This is a genomic window from Enterobacter wuhouensis, from assembly GCF_004331265.1.
Taxonomy (GTDB): domain Bacteria; phylum Pseudomonadota; class Gammaproteobacteria; order Enterobacterales; family Enterobacteriaceae; genus Enterobacter; species Enterobacter wuhouensis.
In genome coordinates this window covers 243,681-257,823 of the sequence record NZ_SJOO01000004.1, presented here as the reverse complement: position 1 = coordinate 257,823, position 14,143 = coordinate 243,681, and the positions used below count along the sequence as shown (strand labels likewise).

General features: G+C 57.0%; 13 protein-coding genes. 6 read left to right on the top strand and 7 right to left on the bottom strand.

What is annotated here, in order from left to right; translation table 11 throughout:
• The first annotated feature begins 6 nt into the window (after nucleotides 1-6).
• Entirely contained in the window at nucleotides 7-1,059 is a 1,053-nt protein-coding gene (locus tag E0L20_RS11260; RefSeq protein WP_131634229.1) for a patatin-like phospholipase family protein, read from the top strand.
• On the top strand, nucleotides 1,056-1,838 hold the full coding sequence (locus tag E0L20_RS11255; RefSeq protein WP_131634040.1) for a TatD family hydrolase: 783 nt from the start codon (nucleotides 1,056-1,058) through the stop codon (nucleotides 1,836-1,838). Before E0L20_RS11260 ends, E0L20_RS11255 begins: the two co-directional genes overlap by 4 nt.
• Here the strand turns inward: E0L20_RS11255 and E0L20_RS11250 are convergent.
• The gene (locus E0L20_RS11250; protein WP_131634039.1) at nucleotides 1,833-2,693 is read right to left on the bottom strand and encodes a YjjW family glycine radical enzyme activase; all 861 of its coding nucleotides are present in this window, start codon (nucleotides 2,691-2,693) and stop codon (nucleotides 1,833-1,835) included. The genes E0L20_RS11255 and E0L20_RS11250 overlap by 6 nt on opposite strands.
• The gene (locus E0L20_RS11245; RefSeq protein ID WP_131634038.1) at nucleotides 2,668-4,203 is read right to left on the bottom strand and encodes a YjjI family glycine radical enzyme; all 1,536 of its coding nucleotides are present in this window, start codon (nucleotides 4,201-4,203) and stop codon (nucleotides 2,668-2,670) included. The genes E0L20_RS11250 and E0L20_RS11245 overlap by 26 nt, the downstream gene beginning before the upstream one ends.
• Nucleotides 4,204-4,464: 261 nt before the next feature.
• On the opposite strand from E0L20_RS11245, the gene deoC reads away from it, so the two are divergent.
• The 4 genes from deoC (at nucleotide 4,465) to deoD (ending at nucleotide 8,792) form a co-directional block, all read left to right on the top strand.
• Nucleotides 4,465-5,244: a deoxyribose-phosphate aldolase gene (deoC, locus tag E0L20_RS11240; protein ID WP_207389444.1), complete on the top strand. Its 780-nt coding sequence runs from the start codon at nucleotides 4,465-4,467 to the stop codon at nucleotides 5,242-5,244.
• Between the two features lie 100 nt (nucleotides 5,245-5,344).
• Nucleotides 5,345-6,667: a thymidine phosphorylase gene (deoA, locus tag E0L20_RS11235; RefSeq protein WP_131634036.1), complete on the top strand. Its 1,323-nt coding sequence runs from the start codon at nucleotides 5,345-5,347 to the stop codon at nucleotides 6,665-6,667.
• A gap of 53 nt (nucleotides 6,668-6,720) precedes the next feature.
• Nucleotides 6,721-7,944 carry a phosphopentomutase gene (gene deoB / locus E0L20_RS11230; protein WP_131634035.1) on the top strand — a complete coding sequence of 408 codons (1,224 nt, stop codon included), beginning with the start codon at nucleotides 6,721-6,723 and terminating at the stop codon, nucleotides 7,942-7,944.
• A 125-nt stretch (nucleotides 7,945-8,069) separates the two neighbouring features.
• Nucleotides 8,070-8,792, top strand: coding sequence for a purine-nucleoside phosphorylase (gene deoD, locus E0L20_RS11225; RefSeq protein WP_010427122.1), 723 nt, complete (start codon nucleotides 8,070-8,072; stop codon nucleotides 8,790-8,792).
• Between the two features lie 38 nt (nucleotides 8,793-8,830).
• On the opposite strand, the gene E0L20_RS11220 is transcribed toward deoD, so the two are convergent.
• The 5 genes from E0L20_RS11220 to E0L20_RS11200 all read right to left on the bottom strand — a co-directional run bounded on the left by E0L20_RS11220 (nucleotide 8,831) and on the right by E0L20_RS11200 (nucleotide 14,069).
• The gene (locus E0L20_RS11220) at nucleotides 8,831-9,403 is read right to left on the bottom strand and encodes a DUF1120 domain-containing protein (protein ID WP_131634034.1); all 573 of its coding nucleotides are present in this window, start codon (nucleotides 9,401-9,403) and stop codon (nucleotides 8,831-8,833) included.
• Nucleotides 9,400-11,820 carry a fimbrial biogenesis usher protein gene (locus tag E0L20_RS11215; RefSeq protein WP_131634033.1) on the bottom strand — a complete coding sequence of 807 codons (2,421 nt, stop codon included), beginning with the start codon at nucleotides 11,818-11,820 and terminating at the stop codon, nucleotides 9,400-9,402. Before E0L20_RS11215 ends, E0L20_RS11220 begins: the two co-directional genes overlap by 4 nt.
• 25 nt (nucleotides 11,821-11,845) lie before the next feature.
• Nucleotides 11,846-12,553: a fimbria/pilus chaperone family protein gene (locus tag E0L20_RS11210; protein WP_131634032.1), complete on the bottom strand. Its 708-nt coding sequence runs from the start codon at nucleotides 12,551-12,553 to the stop codon at nucleotides 11,846-11,848.
• A 77-nt stretch (nucleotides 12,554-12,630) separates the two neighbouring features.
• Entirely contained in the window at nucleotides 12,631-13,314 is a 684-nt protein-coding gene (locus E0L20_RS11205) for a DUF1120 domain-containing protein (protein ID WP_131634031.1), read from the bottom strand.
• 53 nt (nucleotides 13,315-13,367) lie between these two features.
• Entirely contained in the window at nucleotides 13,368-14,069 is a 702-nt protein-coding gene (locus E0L20_RS11200; RefSeq protein WP_131634030.1) for a DUF1120 domain-containing protein, read from the bottom strand.
• Nucleotides 14,070-14,143 lie beyond the last annotated feature (74 nt).

Here is a 14,143-nt window from a genome sequence, read left to right as displayed (position 1 = left end):
GCAGAGGTGGGGCAGCGAATTCCCGTTACGCTCGGTAATATTGCGCCGCTGGCGTTGAAACCGTTTCACGCAGGGCAGCTTGCGCTGGTGTGTGAAGGCGGCGGGCAGCGCGGCATTTTCACGGCCGGCGTGCTGGACGAATTTATGCGCGCGCAGTTTAACCCTTTCAACCTCTACTTTGGCACCTCTGCAGGTGCTCAGAATCTGTCCGCTTACGTCTGTAATCAGCCCGGCTATGCCCGCAAGGTCATAATGCGCTACACGACGTCGAAGGAATTTTTCAATCCGGTGCGTTTTGTGCGCGGCGGAAACCTGATCGATCTCGACTGGCTGCTGGAGTCCACCGCCAGCCAGATGCCGCTGGCGATGGACACCGCCGCACGTCTGTTTGATAGCGGAAAAGAGTTCTGGATGTGCGCCAGCCGGGGCGATGACTACTCTCCGGGCTATTTTTCGCCGCAGAAAGAGAACTGGCTCGACATCATTCGCGCCTCCAGCGCCATTCCCGGTTTTTATCGCACCGGCGCGCTGCTGGACGGGATTAGCTACCTGGACGGCGGTATCAGCGATGCAGTACCGGTACAGGAAGCCGCGCGACGCGGGGCGAAAACCATCGTCGTGATCCGCACCGTGCCCTCGCAAATGTATTACACCCCGCAGTGGTTTAAGCGCATGGAGCGCTGGCTGGGCGATAGCAGCCTGCAGCCGCTGGTGAATATTGCGAAGCTGCATGAATCGACCTACGGTGCGATGCAGCAATTTATTGAAAAACCGCCGGGCAAGCTGCGCATCTTCGAAATTTATCCGCCTAAGCCGCTGGTTAGCATGGCGCTGGGCAGCCGCCTGCCGGCGCTGCGCATGGATTACAAAACAGGTCGGCTGTGCGGACGCTATTTCCTCGCGACGGTGGGGAAAATGCTGGCTGAGCAACCGCCCCTTCACCGACATAAGCGAATTATCACTCCCCCTGCCATCGTGGCGAATGACGCGCTGGCGATGCCGCTGATCGACATTCCGCAGGCGAATGATGCGCCACTGGATAACGAGGATCTGGCGTGACGTACCGTTTTGTCGACACCCACTGCCACTTTGATTTTCCGCCGTTTACCGGAGATGAGCTGCAAAGCATCGCCCGCGCAGAAGACGCCGGCGTTCAGGCGATAATTGTGCCCGCAATTGAAGCCGCATACTTCGATCGCGTGCTGGCGCTTGCCCGCCGCCATGATTCGCTGTATGCCGCGCTGGGCCTGCATCCAATTGTGATTGAACACCATCTGGACGAGCATATCGACAGGCTGGACGCGGTTGTGCAAACGGCAGGAAACAAGCTGGTGGCCATTGGCGAAATCGGGCTCGATCTCTATCGCGATGATCCCCAGTTTGAGCGCCAGCAGACGATCCTCGACGCGCAGCTCAGGCTGGCAAAGCGCCGCGATCTGCCGGTGATCCTCCACTCAAGGCGCACGCACGACAAGCTGGCGATGCACCTGAAGCGTGCCGATCTGCCGCGCAGGGGCGTGGTGCACGGTTTTTCCGGCAGCCTACAGCAGGCGCAGCGTTTTATCGATCTGGGCTATAAGATTGGCGTCGGTGGCACCATCACCTATCCGCGCGCCAGTAAAACCCGGGACGTGATGGCGCAGCTGCCGCTGTCGGCGCTGCTACTGGAAACCGATGCCCCCGACATGCCGCTCAACGGCTTTCAGGGGCAGCCTAATCGTCCGGAACAGGCGGCGCGCGTGTTTACCACCCTTTGTGGACTGCGTAAGGAGCCTGAAGAGGTGATTGCCGATGCGCTACTTGAAAACACCCGTTCGGTATTTGGCATCGCGCTATAGATAAAGCGCCGGGCGGATCGCCCTAATCTTCTGCTTTTCCAGCGCTTCAGCCAGGGGTTCAACGTCCTCCGGCGTGGCGCTGCGCCATGATGCCTCCTCTCCGTAAACGCCGTGCGCGTGAAACGCGTTGATGCGTACCGGGACGTTGCCCAGGGAGTGGATAAACGTGGTCAATGCTTCGATATGTTCCAGATAATCGCACTGCTCGGGGATCACCAGCAGCCGCAGCTCGGTTAACCGCTGATGCTGCGCCAGCCAGCGGATGCTCTGCTTAATCTGCGGGTTTTCGCGCCCGGTCAGGAAGCGGTGATGTTCGTTTCCCCAGGCTTTCAGATCCAGCATCGCTCCATCCAGTACCGGCAGAAGCTTTTGCCAGCCGGTTTCACCCAGCAGACCGTTGCTGTCTACCAGACAGGTTAAATGGCGCAGAGCGGGATCGGCTTTGATCGCCGTAAATAGGGCGATCACAAACGGCAGCTGCGTGGTGGCTTCGCCGCCGCTGACGGTAACGCCCTCGATAAACGGAGCGGCTTTGCGGATCTGCGCGAGGATCTCCTCCACGCTAAAGCGGTGCGCCATCGGCGTGGCCTGCTGCGGGCACAGGTGCAGGCAGGTGTCGCACTGCTGACACTGGCTCTCCTGCCACCAGACCCGCCCGGCCTGAATGTTCAGCGCATCGTGCGGACAGTGGGGCACGCAGTCGCCGCAGTCGTTGCAGCGACCGATCGTCCACGGGTTGTGGCAGGTTTTGCAGCGCAGGTTGCACCCCTGCAGGAACAGCGCCAGGCGGCTGCCCGGCCCGTCCACGCAGGAGAAGGGGATAACCTGACTAACTAAAGCGCATCTGCTGTTCATGGCTTATCACGCGCGGCTGACGTTCCAGAATGCGGGTATTGCGCGCGGCTTCCTCTCCCAGCCAGGTGGTGTTGGTGCGCGATCCGGCCTCCCGATACTTCTCAAGATCCGACAGCCGCACCATGTATCCGGTGACGCGCACCAGATCGTTGCCCGCCACGTTGGCGGTGAATTCACGCATACCGGCGCTAAAGGCGCCCAGGCACAGCTGCACCACGGCCTGCGGGTTACGTTTTACCGTCTCTTCCAGCGTCAGGATGTCGCTGATCCCGGAGTGATAGTGTTTGTGGTGTGGCGCAACGGCCAGCAGATGGGTAATCGGATCGGGCTCGTCGCCGTAAGGCAGCCGCGCGCCCGGCGTAGTGCCCGAATCCGAACTGATCCCCGACTGCGCATGGAGCATCGCGCGTTTTTTCCAGCCGTGTTTAACCGGCGTGTTCTCCACAAACGCCGCGAGCCGTTCGCTGATGCGATAGCCCAGGGCGTTGGCCTGCTCGTCCTTGCCGTAGCGTGCTTTCATTCCGCTCTTGTCACAGAGCGTGTTTACCGCTTCGGCCAGGCCGTACATGCCAAACATCGGCACAAAACGATCTGCCTCAATCAACCCCTCTTTCACCAGGAAGCTATTCTCAAAGAATCCAGATTGCTCATACAGAAAATCGCAGCGTGCATCGATGATGGCCATTTGCTGCTCGCAGTAGTGCGGCAACGTGCGGGTAAAGAAATCTTCAACGGAGGCGCTGTGTTCAGCAATCGCCTTCAGGTTAAGGCGAACCAGGGTGCTGCCACCGCCTGCCAGCGGCAGTGAGTTGTAACAGCTCACAACGCCGTAACGGCCTTTTGTGAAAATTTTATCATTCACCGGGCCATTAGAAATATGCGGTTTGCTGCATTCGCAAATATTTTTAGCCACCTTAAGCAGCAAATCATCCGGTGTGATTTCAGGATCGTAGATAAAGGTCAAATTCGGTGCGACCTGCTTCAGCTCCGCATCAGCGCGCAGAATGGCGCGCATGACCGGCGTGTCTGCCGGGCCGATATTGGCGTGCATAAAGGCATCCGGCAGCGTGCGGTCGAGGTAGCGCCAGAAACGTTTTATTCGGCTATCGATCTCTTCCTGTGTTAGAATTCTAACATACGGTTGCAGTATCCCATCGAGCTGGCCCAGATACACGGGCATCGATGTGACGGACGGAACATGATGGTAGAGGATGGTTAACAGCGAGAGGGCATCGTCGAGATCGTTTGCCCCTTCCAGCTCCAGCCATTCTGAACCGTTAGCCAGGAATTTTGCGTAATCCGGCAGTACGTAGCGCGGCTTGTAAGGCGCATGACCTTCGAACATGTCGCAGATAAAGCCCTCGTCCAGCGCGGCGCGGGCAGCCGATGGCAGCGTGGGATAGGGCAGATTATTTTCCGCTTCCAGCGCCAGAAAATGACGTTTTTGCTCCGGGGTTAATACCGGGCTTGTCACAATGTGCTGGCAACGTTGTTGCAGGGCGTCGGGCATGTTCGCTTCCTTGATGGTTCTGCGGATGGTCAGTGAATTGTAGGAAGCCAGCCTGCCGAGGCTTTTGATCCGACAGGGGGTATCGCTGCTTTAGCCGGCAATTTGCGCGCTAAAGTTTGAAGAAGATCTCATTACAGTAATGCAAATTTGTACGCAGTTTTCATTAACTGTGATGAATGTCGAAGTGTGGATGCGGGTGAATGTTAGAATACTCACAGACCCGCAAGGTAAATTTATACGGCACTGCCGTTGGAGAATGTTATGACCGACTTAACTGCAAGCAGCCTGCGCGCGATGAAGCTGATGGACCTGACTACCCTGAACGATGACGACACCAATGAGAAAGTCATCGCCCTGTGCCACCAGGCGAAAACGCCGGTGGGTAACACCGCCGCCGTCTGTATCTACCCGCGCTTTATCCCTATTGCCCGCAAAACGCTGAACGCGCAGGGCACGCCGGACGTGCGCATTGCCACCGTGACCAACTTCCCGCACGGCAATGACGATATCGACATCGCGCTGGCAGAAACCCGCGCGGCGATTGCCTACGGCGCTGATGAAGTTGACGTGGTATTCCCGTATCGCGCGCTGATTGCCGGCAACGAGCAGGTCGGTTTTGACCTGGTGAAAGCCTGTAAAGACGCGTGTGCGGCGGCAAACGTGCTGCTTAAAGTGATCATCGAAACCGGCGAGCTGAAAGAAGAGGCGCTGATTCGTAAGGCGTCTGAAATCTCCATCAAAGCCGGTGCGGATTTCATCAAAACCTCTACCGGTAAAGTGCCGGTTAACGCCACCCCGGAAAGCGCGCGCATCATGATGGAAGTAATCCGCGACATGGGCGTGTCCAAAACCGTTGGCTTCAAGCCTGCGGGCGGCGTGCGTACCGCTGAAGACGCGCAGCAGTTCCTGGCGATTGCCGACGAGCTGTTTGGCGCAGACTGGGCCGATTCCCGTCACTACCGCTTCGGCGCGTCCAGCCTGCTGGCCAGCCTGCTGAAGGCGCTGGGTCACGGCGACGGTAAGAGCGCAAGCAGCTACTAAGTTTGAATTGCCGGGTGGCGCTACGCTTACCCGGCCTACCGGATCGTGGTCGGGTAAACCGTACCCGCCGCCATTCACCCGATTCCTCATGGGGGTTACCGTGTTTCTCGCACAAGAAATTATTCGTAAAAAACGTGATGGTCATGCATTAAGCGACGAAGAGATCCGCTTCTTTATCAACGGCATTCGTGATAACACCGTCTCTGAAGGGCAGATTGCGGCTCTGGCGATGACCATTTTCTTCCACGATATGTCGATGCCCGAGCGCGTGTCGCTGACCATGGCGATGCGAGATTCAGGAACCGTTCTGGACTGGAAAAGCCTCAACCTCAACGGCCCGATCGTTGACAAACACTCCACCGGCGGCGTGGGCGACGTGACCTCCCTGATGCTCGGCCCGATGGTGGCGGCCTGCGGCGGTTACGTTCCGATGATCTCCGGACGCGGCCTGGGCCACACTGGCGGTACGCTCGACAAGCTGGAAGCCATTCCGGGCTTCGATATCTTCCCGGATGACGGCCGCTTCCGCGACATTATTAAAGACGTTGGCGTGGCGATTATCGGCCAGACCAGCTCTCTTGCTCCGGCAGACAAGCGTTTCTACGCGACGCGCGACATTACCGCCACCGTTGACTCCATCCCGCTGATTACCGCCTCGATCCTTGCCAAAAAACTGGCAGAAGGCCTGGACGCGCTGGTGATGGACGTGAAGGTCGGCAGCGGCGCGTTTATGCCAACCTATGAACTTTCTGCTGCGCTTGCCGAAGCGATCGTTGGCGTCTCCAACGGCGCAGGCGTGCGCACTACCGCGCTGCTCACCGACATGAACCAGGTGCTGGCCTCCAGCGCCGGTAACGCCGTCGAAGTGCGCGAAGCGGTCCAGTTCCTGACGGGTGAATACCGTAACCCGCGCCTGTTTGACGTCACCATGGCGCTGTGCGTTGAGATGTTAATCTCCGGCAAGCTGGCCAAAGACGATGCAGAAGCGCGCGCGAAGCTGCAGGCGGTGCTGGACAACGGCAAAGCGGCGGAGATCTTTGGCCGCATGGTGGCCGCGCAGAAAGGCCCGACCGATTTCGTTGAAAACTACGCCAAATACCTGCCGACCGCGATGCTCAGCAAAGCCGTTTATGCGGATACCGAAGGCTTTGTTTCGGCAATGGACACCCGCGCGCTCGGCATGGCGGTCGTGTCTATGGGCGGCGGTCGCCGTCAGGCATCGGACACCATTGATTACAGCGTCGGCTTTACCGATATGGCCCGCCTGGGCGGCAGCGTTGACGGCCAACGTCCGCTGGCGGTGATCCACGCGAAGGACGAAGCCAGCTGGCAGGACGCGGCGAAAGCGGTGAAGGCGGCAATTAAGCTTGACGATAAAGCACCGGAAACCACACCGACTGTCTATCGCCGTATCACTGAATAACGGTATACTGATCTGATCGCTATTTTTTGAAGCACTACGTACGGAGAACAATTATGAAACGTGCATTTATTATGGTGCTGGACTCATTCGGCATCGGCGCAACTGAAGATGCGGATCGTTTTGGTGACGTGGGTTCCGATACCATGGGTCACATCGCGGAAGCCTGCGCTAAAGGCGAAGCGGACAACGGTCGTAAAGGTCCTCTGACCCTGCCAAACCTGACCCGTCTCGGGCTGGTGAAAGCGCATGAAGGTTCTACCGGTAAAATCGCAGCCGGTATGGACGGCAACGCGGAAGTGGTGGGCGCATACGCCTGGGCGCACGAGCTCTCTTCCGGTAAAGATACCCCGTCTGGGCACTGGGAAATCGCCGGTGTGCCGGTTCTGTTCGACTGGGGCTACTTCTCGGATCATGAGAACAGCTTCCCACAGGAGCTGCTGGACAAGCTGGTGAAGCGTGCCAACCTGCCGGGCTATCTCGGCAACTGCCACTCTTCCGGTACCGTGATCCTGGACGAGCTCGGTGAAGAACACATGAAAACCGGCAAGCCGATTTTCTACACCTCTGCCGACTCCGTGTTCCAGATTGCCTGCCACGAAGAGACCTACGGCCTGGATAAACTTTACGAGCTGTGCGAAATCGCCCGTGAAGAGCTGACCGAAGGCGGCTACAACATTGGCCGCGTGATCGCGCGTCCGTTTATCGGCGACAAAGCGGGTAACTTCCAGCGCACCGGCAATCGTCACGATCTGGCCGTTGAGCCACCGGCGCCAACCGTGCTGCAGAAGCTGGTTGAAGAGAAAGACGGCCACGTGGTTTCCGTGGGTAAAATCGCGGACATCTACGCCAACTGCGGCATCACCAAAAAAGTGAAAGCCACCGGTCTGGACGCGCTGTTCGATGCCACCATCAAAGAGATGAAGGAAGCGGGCGACAAGACCATTGTCTTCACCAACTTCGTGGACTTCGACTCCTCCTGGGGCCACCGTCGCGACGTCGCAGGCTATGCGGCCGGTCTGGAACTGTTCGACCGCCGTCTGCCGGAGCTGATGGAGCTGGTGGGTGAAGATGACATTCTGATCCTGACCGCGGACCACGGCTGTGACCCAACTTGGACCGGTACCGACCATACCCGTGAGCACATTCCGGTGCTGGTGTACGGCCCGAAAGTGAAGCCGGGCTCGCTGGGGCACCGTGAAACCTTCGCGGATATCGGCCAGACCATTGCGAAATACTTTGGTACGTCTGACATGGAATATGGCAAGGCCATGTTCTAAACGGATTGGGTGCGGCCTGATGCCCTCACCCCGGCCCTCTCCCACAGGGAGAGGGAGAACAGAATGTAGGCCCGGATCGCTGCGCGCCACCGGGCAAAAAAAATTCAAATGAAAAGGAACTGAAGATGGCAACTCCTCACATTAATGCAGAAATGGGTGATTTCGCTGACGTCGTATTGATGCCGGGCGACCCGCTGCGCGCGAAGCACATTGCTGAAACCTTCCTGGAAGACGTGCGTGAAGTGAACAACGTTCGCGGCATGCTGGGCTTCACCGGTACCTACAAAGGCCGCAAAATCTCGGTAATGGGCCACGGCATGGGTATCCCATCCTGCTCCATCTACACCAAAGAGCTGATCACCGATTTCGGCGTGAAGAAAATCATCCGCGTTGGCTCCTGCGGCGCGGTGCGCATGGACGTTAAGCTGCGCGATATCGTTATCGGCATGGGTGCCTGCACCGATTCCAAAGTGAACCGCATGCGTTTTAAAGACCATGACTTCGCGGCGATTGCTGACTTCGGTATGGTGCGCGACGCGGTTGACGCGGCAAAAGCGCTGGGCGTTGAAGCGCGCGTGGGTAACATCTTCTCTGCTGACCTGTTCTATGCACCGGACGGCGGCGAGATGTTCGACGTGATGGAAAAATACGGCATCCTGGGCGTGGAAATGGAAGCGGCGGGTATCTACGGCGTTGCGGCTGAGTTCGGTGCGAAAGCGCTGACCATCTGCACCGTGTCTGACCATATCCGTACCCACGAGCAGACCACCGCTGCCGAGCGTCAGACGACCTTCAACGACATGATCAAAATCGCGCTGGAATCCGTTCTGCTGGGCGATAAAGAGTAATCTTTTCTGCCGGGCGGCGTTCGCAGCCCGGCATCTTCTTACTGCTGCGTTAACACTTCCCACATCAGATCGCTTTCAAGCGTGGTGATATCCGTTGAGTATGAAAATTGCCTATCGTTAAGGACGGGCGTCAATTTCATGGTGAAGCTCATATGGCTACCGCTTACCGGGGCCTGGTTATCGACGGCAATGATCCCATCGTTATTACGCAGTAACAGGCTTTCCTGGCTTTCCCCACTCGGCGTGAAATGGGTGCGGTCGACCGTTTTGGAGAACGCGTAGCTTTTTCCGTCCACCACCATATTGCTCACGCGCACCGCCAGACCGCTGTTATCACCAAAATAGAAGCGGCCTTTTTCCCCTGCGCGGCCCTGGATAAACAGGGCGACAGGCTGGCTATCCTGACAATTAACGTTGACGTTGATCTCCCTGGACGGCATCTGGTTCCAGCCTTTTTTGGCCTCCACGACGTCATTCTGCTTCAGCAGGCCAAAGCTAATGCCGCTCGTGGTAAAGGAGAGCTGGCATTCATCATCCGCCAGGGCTACGTGGGTTGAAAGTGAAGATAGGGCTGCTACTGCAATCAGCAGATATTTTCCTCGGGATCTCATTGGCAAACTCCTTTCGCCATTTCATAGAACGCGTCTTTGTCCTGCTGGTCGCTCAGCGTGTATTTAATGCGACACAGGCGCTGCATGTTGTCATCCACGGCGTACAGCGTCGGGCTTTTCGACATATCGGAAATGAAAATGCGCCCGTCATCGACGGTGCTGACCAGATAGTTGTTTTTCTCATCCACAATACTGGTGCCTTTCGGTAACCAGCTGCCGTCAGCCTGTTTCACTTCCAGCATCACGCGGCGGGTGTTAAGCACTTCAAAGTCCAGCTCTTTGAAGGCGGCGTGGGCTGCCGAGATATTTTTGATCCCGTTAGCCAGGTCCATGCTCTTTGGTAAGGTATTGGCGTTCACTTCGATACGTGACTTCCGCCATTCCGTCATTTCAGGCACGACGGCCTGACCCCAGCGGTCGGTCCAGACGCGACCCTGAGGCGTGGAGATTTCAATGCCGCTCTCGGGTTCACTCAGACGAGCGATACCGAAGGTCTCTTTCACCTCGTATGGTGAGAAGGTCAGGCCATGTCCATGCGCGGCGATCCCGCCGGAGAGCGTTGCACTGTAGTTGCGCTGGTCGCTGCCGCTGGAGCCTGCGCCAATGCCGAGCTGGGTATAATGCAGGTTGGTATTAATATTGCCGTTGAAGCTGTTTTCGTGGCTCTGGTCGTCACGATCGGCAGAGATATAGTAGTTGGTGTCCTGGCCCAGCGAACCGCTATTTTGCAGGCCATAGTTAGTCTTCTCACCCTGGCTGCGCATATACGCACCCACGCGCTGCGATCCCAGCGGGAAGCTGACGTTGACGTAAAACATATCGTCGTCGTTCAGCGTGCTGTCATCGTCGTCCGACTGCTGGTTGACGGCGTGCTGCCAGTTGGCAGAGATATTCATGTACTTGAATGACTGTCCCCAGGAGACGATCACGCTGCGGGTATCATCGCTGTCATTGGTTGCCTGATAGCCGTAATAGCCCAGAGAGAAGGTGCCGAGCATGTTATTGCTCCAGCTCAGGTTCGCGCTGTAGCTGCTCTGATAGCCGTCAAAGTCGTCGACAAGGGCTTCCGTCAGTTCGCGATAGCCGGTGCTGTATTTCGCCGCGCTGAGGCTGACGTTCAGGTTGCCCGGTATCGACATGCCGGCGCTCAACTCTCCCTTCGCCCCCTGCTGCGATTCGCCGTAGTTTGCCTTGCTGCCCAGCAGCGAGCCGGAAAGCGTCATGCGTTCAGCCGGGAGCCACTGCAGCATGCCCCCGACAGCCTGGTAGTCCTGGGCGAGCACGCCGGATGCGGTGGTGATCCAGTCTCTGTCGAGACGCCAGCCGTCGGAAACGTTGTAGACCCAGGGCATGGAGTAATTGCTGTCGACTTCGCGAACGCGGCCCAGCGACATCGCCAGGCCCACCGGGCGCGATACCTGGAAGTTGAACGAAGAGGACGGCACGGTAAAGCGGGTAATGGAGTTGTCGGTCTCCACCACGCTGACGTCGAGGTTGGCATTGCTGCGCACCACGGGCACGTTTTCGAGGTTGAACGGCCCCGCGTTGACCAGCGTGGAGTAAATCAGCTGACCCGACTGGCGGACCTCAACGCGCGCCTGGTTGCCCCGCGCGAGTCCCTTAACGGTAACGCCCGGCGTATCCTGCGCTAAACCCTGTTCGGGAATAAACTGTACGCCGTTGATGGCCGCGCCGCCAAAAAGCGGAGACTGAACGTTAATTTGCCCGACCTGCGCGCGAACCTTCTGTGACTGGAACACGTGTTCACCGTAGGTATACAGGCTGTCTGAACGGTATTCCCCATTGTCGTCGGTGATCATATAGCGGCTACGCACCGCCCACTCAGCGATGTTTAACCCGGCTTCGAGGTTGGCCTGGGTATAATCCTGGCTCTCAGAACCGCTAAATTCACTGCGGCTGCTGAACAGGTTGTAGTTGAACAGCCCGGCCGTACCGCCCTTAATGAAGTTTTGCGGGGTCAGAAAACCGTTGTCCAGCGCCTCTGCCGGTAAATACAACTCCAGCGATTCGCTGCCGGGCATGGCGTTAATCACGGCAGAGGGATAATCCGCGAGCAAATCGTGGCAGGATTCATTCTTGCCGATGCGCAAGGGCATTAAGCCCGTGGCGCTGATAAAGTCCTCATCGGCACACACCTGACCCTTATCCCCAAAAAGCACTGCCAGAGATCCTTTGTCCACGCCGTTGATTTTGACTGAAACGGTATGTCTTCCAGGAAGAAAACGCGGCGCTTCGGAAAAGTACTCCGCCAGGTTTTTACTGATCCCGCGCGTGGCAAGAATATCCGTATCAAAGGTCACTTCCCTGGCCATCAACGGCGAGCCGGGGATAATTGAAACTGTCAGCGAGCAGTAAAGCGCTGCTCGAATCAAAGAGGCAAGGTTCAGGCTGTTCACGCATTAACTCTCATTATATTTATTGTTATTGACCCAGCGGTGCGGTGAAGTCCGGAACGTTAATGCCGTAGCGGCTGGCTGGATAGAAACGCACGGATTTATCGCCGGCAATCCCTTTCGCCACGCTGACGTCCAGCGTCTGGCCCGGCAGGATGTAGGTTTTCTGCAGCTTCCCGGCGGTATTGGACGGCAGGAAGGTGACGTTTTGCGCCAGGCGAACCACATAGGCGGACGGGTTTTTCACTTTGATGTTCTGGCCGCTACCGGACCAGGTCAGCAGCTTCCAGGCATCGGTGACGACGGGCAGATTTTTAGGGCGGATGAGCACCGGCAGATCCTGGCGCATGTTGAAGCCAATCTTCATGTTTTTATCGGTGTTTTTTGGCGGAATGCCTTCAAACGTCACGCGTTTGAGATGCTCAACCGTGAGCGGCTGCGTGTTCTGCATAATAAAGCGCAGCTGCTGCTGCTGGCCTGGCTCGACGCGAACGACCGGCTGGGTCACGTCCAGCTTGATGCCGGTGTCATCGGGCAGATCGATAATGGTGGTGTACAGCAGCGCAGGGCCGTTATCGGTATTTTTGACGTTCATTACGCCGCTGTGGGTGGATTCATCAACGACCAGCAGCGTGGTTTCCGGCACCATGCCCGCGGCATTCGCCTGCGTTACAAGGGCAGAAAACAGGAATGGGGCGGCAAGCGCCAGTTTGCAAAGAGAGGATGATACAGACATCGAGATTATTCCTTTAACCTGATAAAAAGGCCTCCTCAATAAAAGGAGGCCTGGTTCATTCATTATCGCGGTGATAATTAGATATATTTCACGGTGATCGTTGCCTGGCCTGACAGATTGGTATCATCCGTAATGGCCAGCGTAGTGGTGTCTTCAATCGCCAGAGAAACCTTCAGCGGGAATACCGCAGTGGTGTAAGCCAGTGGCGCAGTGGTACCGGTGGTCGCCACGGTCATCATTTCGGCATTGCCGTTTTTGATGATACCGGTGGTAGATTTAGCCCAGGTCGGCGCGGTGGCCGCACCGGAGATTGGATCGACCTTCACGCCGTCAGCGGTGACGTTAGCAATGTCGGTGAAGACAGAATAGGCACCGATTTTCACGTCGCCTGCCAGACCCACGCCGTAAGACTGGTCTGCGCTGCTTACTGAACCGTTTGCGGCATCGCCGTTAGTGATGGTCACGCCAGTAGCGCGAGACGCCGCGCTGTCATCGGTAATGGTCCAGCCCGCTTTCGCACCGGCGTCCGGGCAATTGATGGTCAGGGAGATGTCTTTGGTGCCCAGCTGGTTGTCGGTGGTGGCAGACAGTTCAGACAGGTGGATACGGCCGTAGTCCACTACGCCGCCGCCGCTCAGGGTCGGGGTGCAGGCTTCAACAGAGAGCAGGCCGGTCACTTTCAGTACAGCGGTAGAGGCTGCGTTCGCGCCTGCGGCGGTCAGCGCCATCGCGACGGCACTGGCAAGTAAAATCTTTTTCATCGTTGTTCCTTAACGGTTAATTCATCGCGCCAATATCAGGGGCACGAAAGGGATTACAGGTAGTGAAGCGTAATGGTTGCCTGACCGGCGATTGGGGTATCGTCAGTAATCGCCAGGGTGGATGTTTTTTCTACTGCGAGCGCGATGCGCAGCGGGAAGACGGCGTTGGTAAAAGCGATAGGCTGCGTAGGGTTGGCCAGAGAAAGAGAGTACTGCTCATCAGTTTCGGCATAATCATATACTGTGGCCTCAAAGAACTTCGTCCATCCTTCTACGGCATCGGTATTAGTATTGATTGAGTCAATGACCTTTTGTGTAGTGCCATCGGCGGTTGACGCATTTTTGTTGATCGAAACGGCATAGGCACCGATATTGACCCCCCCTGCGGTTTTACCTACGCCAAAATGGTTAGTCTCGGAGCCACTGTAAACGTTGCCGCCGCTGAAGCCAGCACTGAGGATATCAATGTTGGCGGCACCCCCTACGTTATCTTCAATAGTCCATGACACCTTGGTGGGGGAGGAACATGTAATGGACAGCGTGGTGTCTTTGTGGCCTAGCTGGTTTGTCGCTGTCGAAGACAGCGTATCAACAAAATAGGTACCAAAATCAATGGTAACACCACCGCTCATGGATGGGGTACAGGCGTCGTTAGTCAGGACACCCTGAACTTTTAACTGTGCGGTAGAATCTGCAGCGTGCGCGGTTGCAGAAAGTGCCATAGCAACGGTTGTTGCAACTAATAACTTTTTCATCGTTAATCCTTAACGAAAATGTGAAGTAATCGCGGAAGGGATAATTAGTATTATCTTGCGAGTCTGTATTTTCG

Bases quoted from the DNA above. Each gene is read 5' to 3' on its own strand.
- E0L20_RS11250 (WP_131634039.1), bottom strand. From the start codon at position 2,693: ATGAACAGCAGATGCGCTTTAGTTAGTCAGGTTATCCCCTTCTCCTGC.
- E0L20_RS11245 (WP_131634038.1), bottom strand. From the start codon at position 4,203: ATGCCCGACGCCCTGCAACAACGTTGCCAGCACATTGTGACAAGCCCG.
- deoC (WP_207389444.1), top strand. From the start codon at position 4,465: ATGACCGACTTAACTGCAAGCAGCCTGCGCGCGATGAAGCTGATGGAC.
- deoB (WP_131634035.1), top strand. From the start codon at position 6,721: ATGAAACGTGCATTTATTATGGTGCTGGACTCATTCGGCATCGGCGCA.
- deoD (WP_010427122.1), top strand. From the start codon at position 8,070: ATGGCAACTCCTCACATTAATGCAGAAATGGGTGATTTCGCTGACGTC.
- E0L20_RS11220 (WP_131634034.1), bottom strand. From the start codon at position 9,403: ATGAGATCCCGAGGAAAATATCTGCTGATTGCAGTAGCAGCCCTATCT.
- E0L20_RS11210 (WP_131634032.1), bottom strand. From the start codon at position 12,553: ATGTCTGTATCATCCTCTCTTTGCAAACTGGCGCTTGCCGCCCCATTC.
- E0L20_RS11205 (WP_131634031.1), bottom strand. From the start codon at position 13,314: ATGAAAAAGATTTTACTTGCCAGTGCCGTCGCGATGGCGCTGACCGCC.
- E0L20_RS11200 (WP_131634030.1), bottom strand. From the start codon at position 14,069: ATGAAAAAGTTATTAGTTGCAACAACCGTTGCTATGGCACTTTCTGCA.